The sequence below is a fragment of the Sandarakinorhabdus sp. genome (genome assembly GCF_041689835.1).
Taxonomy (GTDB): domain Bacteria; phylum Pseudomonadota; class Alphaproteobacteria; order Sphingomonadales; family Sphingomonadaceae; genus Sandarakinorhabdus.
In genome coordinates, this window is record NZ_JBDNFM010000183.1 from 1 (window position 1) to 7,660 (window position 7,660).

Below are 7,660 nucleotides of genomic sequence, written 5' to 3' on the forward strand. Positions count from 1 at the left end.
GGTGATGGCGGGTGTGAGCCTGTGGATGTTGCCCGATGTCGACAAGCCCGACAACGCGCCCTTCTTCAAGCTGCTCATAGTTTACATGTTTCTGATGGTGGCCTGGCCAACCTATGTCGCCATCGCCATCCCCGGCCTGCCGTGGGTTACGCCACCGCGCATTGTGCTGGGTGTGCTGCTGATCGGGATGCTCACCCACTTCCCTCAGATCGCCGAGGCGCGGCGCAAGGTGGTGGACCTGCTCGGTTATGATCCGATCGCGTTCCGCCTCTACGGCCTGTTCCTGTTGATGCAGGTGGTTGTGCTGCCGCTGGCTCCCAGTCCGGTCGACGCGTTCAGCTACGAAGTCATGCAGGGCGTGCTCGACAGTTCGGCCATGGTGGCGGCGGCCTGGTGCTTCTCTGATGTGAAGAAGATACCCCGTGTCATGCGTGTCGTCATCCTTGCCGGCATTCTCACCATGCTGCTCACGCTGGTGGAAAATTGGCTACAACGCCCGCCATGGTTTGGCTATATCCCCAGTTTTTTGCGTGTCGATCCCAACCTGTATGAAACCTATGTGTCGTCGCAAGCACGCATAGGCGATGGTCGCTACCGGGTGCGCGCCACCTTCGGCATCGTGCTGTATTACAGCCAGTACATGGGTTTGTTCCTGCCCCCGCTGATGTATGAGATGTGGAAGGCGAAGGGGTGGAAGCGCGTGCTGGTCTTGGCGCTTATCCCGTTGATCCTGCAGACGGTGTGGTTCGTCAACGCGCGCACCGCATCCATCGCGCTGCTCACCACGATGTTTGGTTTTGCCGGGCTGGTGATGGTTCGCCAGCTGTTTTTCCGCCCCCGCGGTGACGCGCTGAAATCGGGCATCATGGTTGCATTGGTGCTGCTTGGCATTGCCGGTCTCGCCGGAGGCATCGCCTCCAGCCACCGGCTGAAGATGTACACCATCGGCGGCCAGCAGCACGCAGGCAGCAATGCGGTGCGCGACATGCAATGGGAAGGCGCCTGGCGCGCAGTGCGCAGGAACCCGATCGGTGCCGGACTGGGCACGCCATTGCCCGAGGTTGGTGCCATGTCGGCCAAGGGCCTGGTGATCGTCGATTCCTACTACATCAACCTGTTGGTCGGTGTCGGCCCGCTTGGCTTCATCGGCTTCATCGGTTGCCTGGTGCGTGTCACCTGGCTCGGGTTGATGACCTTCCTGCGCGCCAAGGACGACCTGGAGGAATGGGGCGGTGTTCTGGCGATATCGATGTTCAACTTCATCGTATCCGCCTACGTGATCAGCTTTGCCGACAATAATTATCTGGTGTTCACACTGGCGGTGGCGATTCTTGCGCTGCACCGGTACCAGGCTGCCCGCATCGCCGCTGAACCGATGGCGAGAACGGCGCTGCCGTCGGCATCGACGGCACTTGTGAGGCGGTAAGGGAAGGCAGGCCGTCGCGGGTAGGGCCGCGGCACCGTCACTGCGGCACCGGCAGGTCCTTGGTCAGATCCTGACGGCGGGCGGCGGCGGCCAGCATGACGGCCTCGCGCATCAGGGCATCGGTGTCGCGAATTGCGGCATCCGGGCCAACCCGGCTGATATCAGCGCCGCGCCCGGCCTTGCCATTGGCTGATTGCGGGCGCACCGCAAACGCCGACAGTGGCAGATCGCCGGCCACCAACGGCGCAGCAAAGCTCTTGCCTGGATTCACGCCATCGGCCAGCACGCGCGGCTTGTAGACAAAATTGTTGATGTCCTGCGTGCCGACGGATTCCGCGCGGATGGCCATAAGCGCAGAAATGTTGTTGGACAGCCGCCCCCAAGTGATGCCCGATGCAATGATTGACGGCTGCCAGCCCACGCTGGACCTGCCGCCCGGATCGCGCGGAGCATTACCTACAAAGGCGTGCGGCGAGCCGATGATCGTGTTGTTTTCCACAACGAGGCCGCGCACACTGCTGGTGCTGATGCCGTGACGCGATGATCCGTAATAAACGTTGTGACGGATGGTGAAATCACGGTGATAACCAAGCGGTTCGCGTCCACCTTCAAAGGCTTCGGAGCGAATGAAAATAGCCTGCACGGCACGGTTCAACCCGGCGGAAAGATAATTGCCTTCGATGGTCACCATGGTGGATCCGGTAGGCACCTGTTGGGTGAAGAATTGAATCATGTCGGGGTGTTCGCGAATGTCGAAACGCGGCTCCCAGCCCACGAACAGATTGTGGCGGATCACCAGCCCGTGGGTGGCACGCACCATCAGCCCTTCGCGGGAATTCGTGAAGCGATTGCCCTCGATCACCACGCCAAAACTGTCGCGGATGCCAGCGATCTGTTTCACATGCGTGGCCTCCGACAGCGCCAGCACGATATGCTCGCTGCCGCCCTGAATGGTCACGCCATTGGACTCCTCCCAGCGCGGGCCGGCATCGGGTGTGGCTCCTGTGATCTTTACACCCACCAGCATGATATTGCGTGAACCGGCGATATCCAGAGGCATGGCCCTGCCGATGCCGCCCACCATTGTGATGCCGTCCACCCTCCAGTTGGCAGCTTTCATGAAAATCAGCTGGTTGATGCGGGCTTCGCGCGGGCCGGTTATGCGGATAGGAGCGCCATCAACGTCACGCTTGATTACCAGCCGCGGATATTCACCGGGAGCAAGGCGGATGGTGCTGCCGGCGCGGGCCCACATCACGGCGTTCTGCAGCGCGGCGCCGTCGGCCACATCCACCACATCGCCGCGGGCCTGGGCGGCGAGCAGGCTGGGCTGCGGCAACAGCCCCACCGACATCGACCCAACGCCGACCAACAGAACACCAACAGTAATGATTCGTTTTTTCATTGCCAAAATATAGCACGACCAGCCATGCTGGCACATGAACGGCCGTTGCGGCGTTTTGGGGATCAGAAGAGTGGATGTCGTTTGCATCAGGCCGGCAACGGCGCCTGATCCGTTGATTTCGGTGGTGATGCCCAGTTTCAACCGGGCTGGCCTGATCGGCCGTACCATCGCATCGGTGCTGGCGCAGCGGTTTGAGCGCTTCGAACTGATCATCGTCGATGATGGCTCTACGGATGATACGCTGGAACTGCTGAAGGAATGGGATGATCGCCGCATCGCGGTGTTCCAGATGCGACGCAACGCCGGGGCACCGGCTGCCCGCAACGCCGGGGTGAAGATGGCGCGCAGCATGCTCGTCGCCTTTCAGGACAGTGATGACGAATGGCAGCCAACGCTGCTGGAACACCATGTGCAGGCGCTGCGGCGCGCCGACGTGAGTTTCTGCCAACTCGAACAACGCTATGGCAGCGGCCGCGCTTATTATCCGCCGATGGGCTGGCAACTGGCCGAAGACGCCTATGCCCAGCTGCTGGGCAGCAGCCACATCTCCACGCAGACGCTGGCAATGACCCGGGCGATCTTCAAGCGGGTGGGCGGCTTTGATCCGGCCATGCCGCGCTTTCAGGATTGGGATCTGGTGCTGCGCCTGGCCCGCATCGGCGCGCGTTTTCACTATATCGGCGAACCGCTGGCCATCGCTCACGACAGCCCCGACAGCCTGACCCGCAGCCTTGAAAAGGGCATCGTCGGCCGCAAACGTCTCATCGAGAAGCACGGCGAGGCGATGAACGCCCAGCCGGCCGCGCTGTTCCATCATCATTATGTGATGGGATCGCAGTTGCGCAGCCTGCGCCGGTTTGGCGAAGCGCAGGCCGAATTTGCCGCTGCCCTGCGGCTGGCGCCGTTGAATTGGCGAGCGGCGGCACAATGGTTGCTGGCATCGGTGTACCGCTAGCGCTTTACGTAACCGCGCCCCGGCGCTAACCGCTGGGCGATGTCTCGCGAAACATTTACCGAAGGCCCCAATGCGGGCTGGACCTGCTGGCGCCGTGATCCCGACGGGCGCTTTGCGTCGATGTTGGGTGATTTTTTCTTTCGGGAGGGCATGCGCGGTGTCGAATGCCGCATGGAAACCGCGCGCAAGCACAGCAATGGCCTGGGCTATCTGCACGGCGGCTTCATCATGTCGTTCATCGATATGGCGATGTTTGCCTTCATCTTTCGCCAGTTGGAAAATTCCGCCGCTGTCACCTTGAGCTGCGCCACCGATTTCCTGTCGGCCGGGATCGTGGGCAAACCCATCGAGGTGCATGGCGAAATCCTCAAGGAAACCGGCAAGATGCTGTTTGTGCGCGGGCTGGTCACGCAGGACGGGGTCAATCTCGCCAGCTTCACCGGCACCATGCGCAAGATCCCCCGTGCCGCGCGGCCAATCGGCGAAGGCCACCCATCGCGCCCCGGGGAAACCCAGGTTGACTGATATCAGCGCCCGCTATGCCGGATTGCTGGCAGCGGGCGAACTGAAGCCCGAACCGGCGCAGGCCGCCGTGGTTACGCAACTTGCTGCACTCGAAGCAGCGCTGGCCCGCCCGGCGGCAGCACCGGGCTTTCTGGGCCGGCTGCTCGGCAAGTCGCCGCCGCCGCCGCCCAAGGGCCTGTATATCTGGGGCGGGGTGGGGCGCGGCAAATCCATGCTGATGGATCTGTTCTTCGCTGCCAGCACTGTATCGCCGAAACGCCGGGCGCATTTTCACGAATTCATGGCCGATGTGCATGGCGCTATCCACGCCCGCCGCCAGGCCGGTGATGCCGATCCGTTGATCAGCGTTGCCCAGCAAATCGCCGGGGGTGCGCGCCTTTTGTGTTTCGACGAGATGCAGGTCAAGGACATCGCCGACGCCGCCATCCTGTCCCGCCTGTTCATTGCCCTGATCGACCGCGGCGTGACAGTTGTGACCACGAGCAACCGGCGCCCAAGTGATCTTTACAAGGATGGCCTCAACCGCCACCTTTTTCTGCCCTTCATCGCCTTGATCGAGGCCAGTCTGGACGTGGTGACACTGGACGGGCCCACCGATTATCGCCTGGCCCGGCTGTCGGGCACGCAAACCTGGCACGTTCCAAACGGGCCGGAGGCGACGGCGGCGCTGTCGGCGGCGTTTTTCCGGATGACCGATTATCCCGTGGAAGACCGCGCCCATGTGCCCACCGCCGAACTGCCATTGCCCGGCGGTCGTTTTCTGCATGTGCCCAAATCGCTGAAGGGCGTCGCCGTTTTCAGCTTTGCCCGGCTGTGCCGCCAGCCGCTGGGCGCAGCTGATTATCTGGCCATTGCCCGCCAATATCACACCGTTTTTCTCGTCGGCATTCCGCAGCTAACCCCGGAAAACCGCAATGAAGCCATCCGTTTCATCCACCTGATCGATGCGCTTTATGAGCGGCGCGTGAAACTCGTCGCGGCGGCCGATGCCCAGCCCGATCAACTGTACCCGGCTGGCGATTCCAGCTTTGAATTCGAACGCACCGCCAGCCGGCTGATGGAAATGCAGTCCGCCGCCTATCTGGCGCTCGGCCACGGCGGATAGCGCCGGCCGCAGGCGATTTTCAGAATGTGAAAGAGCCGCCGGCTCGCGGAGACCGGTTTTCAATTTTGCCAGTTTTGACGTTTCGTATGGAATTGGGAAAAATTCAGCCGCCAAACACGTTGATCGGCGACACTCCAAGCCAAGCCATTATGACAGGATCGCGCCGTGTAGGACAGTTAAGCCACCTCCCTCTTTTCACCGGACACGCCTTTGCTGCGGTTGCACAGTCCGCCGCCGCGCTCTATTCAACCCGCGACATTCTGCCCGATTCATTCGGATTCTCATTCACGAAAGGCCTCACCCCATGGCTCGCAAGAAAATTGCCCTGATCGGCGCTGGCAACATCGGCGGTACGCTCGCGCACCTGGCGGCGCAGCGGGCGCTTGGCGATATCGTGCTGTTCGACGTGGTGGAAGGCGTGCCGCAGGGCAAGGCGCTCGATCTGGCGCAGTGCGCGCCGGTCGAAGGCTTTGATGTGAGCCTGAAGGGTTCGAACGATTACGCCGATATCGCCGGCGCCGATGTGATCATCGTCACCGCTGGCGTGGCGCGCAAGCCGGGCATGAGCCGCGACGATCTGCTCGGCATCAACCTCAAGGTGATGAAAGCGGTGGGGGAGGGTATCAAAACCCACGCACCCGGCGCTTTCGTGATCTGCATCACCAACCCGCTGGATGCGATGGTGTGGGCGCTGCGCGAATTTTCGCAGCTGCCGCACCACATGGTCTGCGGCATGGCCGGCGTGCTGGATTCGGCGCGCTTCCGCCACTTCCTGGCCGACGAATTCAAGGTGAGCGTGCGCGATGTGAACGCCTTCGTGCTCGGCGGCCACGGCGATACCATGGTGCCGGTGATCGAATATTCCACCGTTGCCGGCATCCCGGTGCCCGATCTGATCAAGATGGGCTGGAGCACGCAGGAACGCATCGACGCCATCATCGCCCGCACCCGCAGCGGTGGCGGCGAGATCGTCGCCCTGTTGAAAACCGGCAGCGCCTATTACGCGCCGGCCACCAGCGGCATCGAGATGGCCGAGGCGTATCTGTATGACCAGAAGCGTCTGCTGCCCTGCGCCGTAAACCTGACCGGGCAATATGGCGTGAGCGATCTTTATGTCGGCGTGCCGGTGATTATCGGTGCCGGCGGCGTCGAGCGCATTGTCGAGATCGAAATGTCGGAGAGCGCCAAGGCCAATTTTGCCGTGTCGGTGGATGCGGTGAAAGAATTGCTGGCAGCGTGCCGGGCCATCGATGGCTCACTGGTTTGAGCGACTGCTGCAACTGCACGTCGCCGATTGAGGTTTAAGGATTACCCATGAACATCCACGAATATCAGGCCAAGGAATTGCTGGCCAAGTTCGGCGTTCCGGTGCCGGTTGGCTATGCGGCGCTCAGCGTTGACGAGGCGGTTGCGGCTGCCGGCAAGCTGCCGGGCCCGCTGTATATTGTGAAGGCCCAGATCCACGCCGGCGGCCGCGGCAAAGGCAAATTTGTTGAACTGCCGCCTGAAGCCAAGGGCGGCGTGCGGCTGGCGCGGTCGGCCGACGATGTGCGTGCGGCGGCGACCGACATGCTGGGCAACACGCTGGTGACGATCCAGACCGGCGCGGCCGGCAAGCAGGTCAATCGGCTGTACGTCACCGACGGTGTTGATATCGAAAAGGAATTCTATCTCGCGCTGCTCGTCGATCGGGCAACGGGTCGCATCGCGTTGGTCGTCTCCACAGAAGGCGGCATGGATATTGAGACCGTGGCGCATGATACGCCCGAAAAGATCCAGACGCTCACCATCGATCCGGCCACCGGCATCATGCCGCATCATGGCCGCGCCGTGGCGGCTGTGCTGGGCCTTACCGGCGATCTGGCCAAGCAGGCCGAACATGTCGTGGCGACGCTCTATGCGGCCTTTGTCGGCACCGACGCTTCGCAGATCGAGATCAACCCGCTGGCCGTGACCGGGGACGGTAAGTTGATGGTCCTTGATGCCAAGGTCGGCTTTGATCCCAATGCGCTGTATCGCCATCCCGATCTGGTTGCGCTGCGCGATCTGACCGAGGAAGACCCGGCCGAAGTCGAAGCGTCGAAGTACGACCTCGCCTTCATCAAGCTGGACGGCACCATCGGTTGCCTGGTCAACGGCGCCGGCCTTGCCATGGCGACCATGGACATCATCAAATTGAACGGTGCCGAGCCGGCCAACTTCCTCGATGTCGGCGGCGGTGCCGACAAGGAGAAGGTGACGAAC

The 7,660-nt window shown here is 62.1% G+C and carries 7 protein-coding genes; 6 read left to right on the forward strand and 1 reads right to left on the reverse strand.

Going from position 1 to position 7,660, the window contains the following annotated elements:
• Positions 1 to 1,426: O-antigen ligase family protein (locus tag ACESL8_RS09735; protein ID WP_372918268.1), on the forward strand; the 1,426-nt coding region annotated here is incomplete at its 5' end.
• Between the two features lie 37 nt (positions 1,427 to 1,463).
• On the opposite strand, the gene ACESL8_RS09740 is transcribed toward ACESL8_RS09735, so the two are convergent.
• Positions 1,464 to 2,780 carry a nitrous oxide reductase family maturation protein NosD gene (locus ACESL8_RS09740; protein ID WP_372918270.1) on the reverse strand — a complete coding sequence of 439 codons (1,317 nt, stop codon included), beginning with the start codon at positions 2,778 to 2,780 and terminating at the stop codon, positions 1,464 to 1,466.
• Between the two features lie 85 nt (positions 2,781 to 2,865).
• On the opposite strand from ACESL8_RS09740, the gene ACESL8_RS09745 reads away from it, so the two are divergent.
• The 5 genes from ACESL8_RS09745 to sucC all read left to right on the forward strand — a co-directional run.
• On the forward strand, positions 2,866 to 3,786 hold the full coding sequence (locus ACESL8_RS09745; RefSeq protein WP_372918272.1) for a glycosyltransferase family 2 protein: 921 nt from the start codon (positions 2,866 to 2,868) through the stop codon (positions 3,784 to 3,786).
• A gap of 39 nt (positions 3,787 to 3,825) precedes the next feature.
• The gene (locus tag ACESL8_RS09750; protein WP_372918273.1) at positions 3,826 to 4,311 is read left to right on the forward strand and encodes a PaaI family thioesterase; all 486 of its coding nucleotides are present in this window, start codon (positions 3,826 to 3,828) and stop codon (positions 4,309 to 4,311) included.
• Entirely contained in the window at positions 4,304 to 5,416 is a 1,113-nt protein-coding gene (gene zapE, locus ACESL8_RS09755) for a cell division protein ZapE (RefSeq protein WP_372918275.1), read from the forward strand. Before ACESL8_RS09750 ends, zapE begins: the two co-directional genes overlap by 8 nt.
• A 304-nt stretch (positions 5,417 to 5,720) precedes the next feature.
• Complete coding sequence (mdh, locus tag ACESL8_RS09760) at positions 5,721 to 6,683, forward strand: malate dehydrogenase (RefSeq protein ID WP_372918277.1); 963 nt, start codon at positions 5,721 to 5,723, stop codon at positions 6,681 to 6,683.
• Between the two features lie 47 nt (positions 6,684 to 6,730).
• A partial coding sequence (gene sucC / locus ACESL8_RS09765) for an ADP-forming succinate--CoA ligase subunit beta (protein WP_372918279.1) occupies positions 6,731 to 7,660 on the forward strand: 930 nt, incomplete at its 3' end.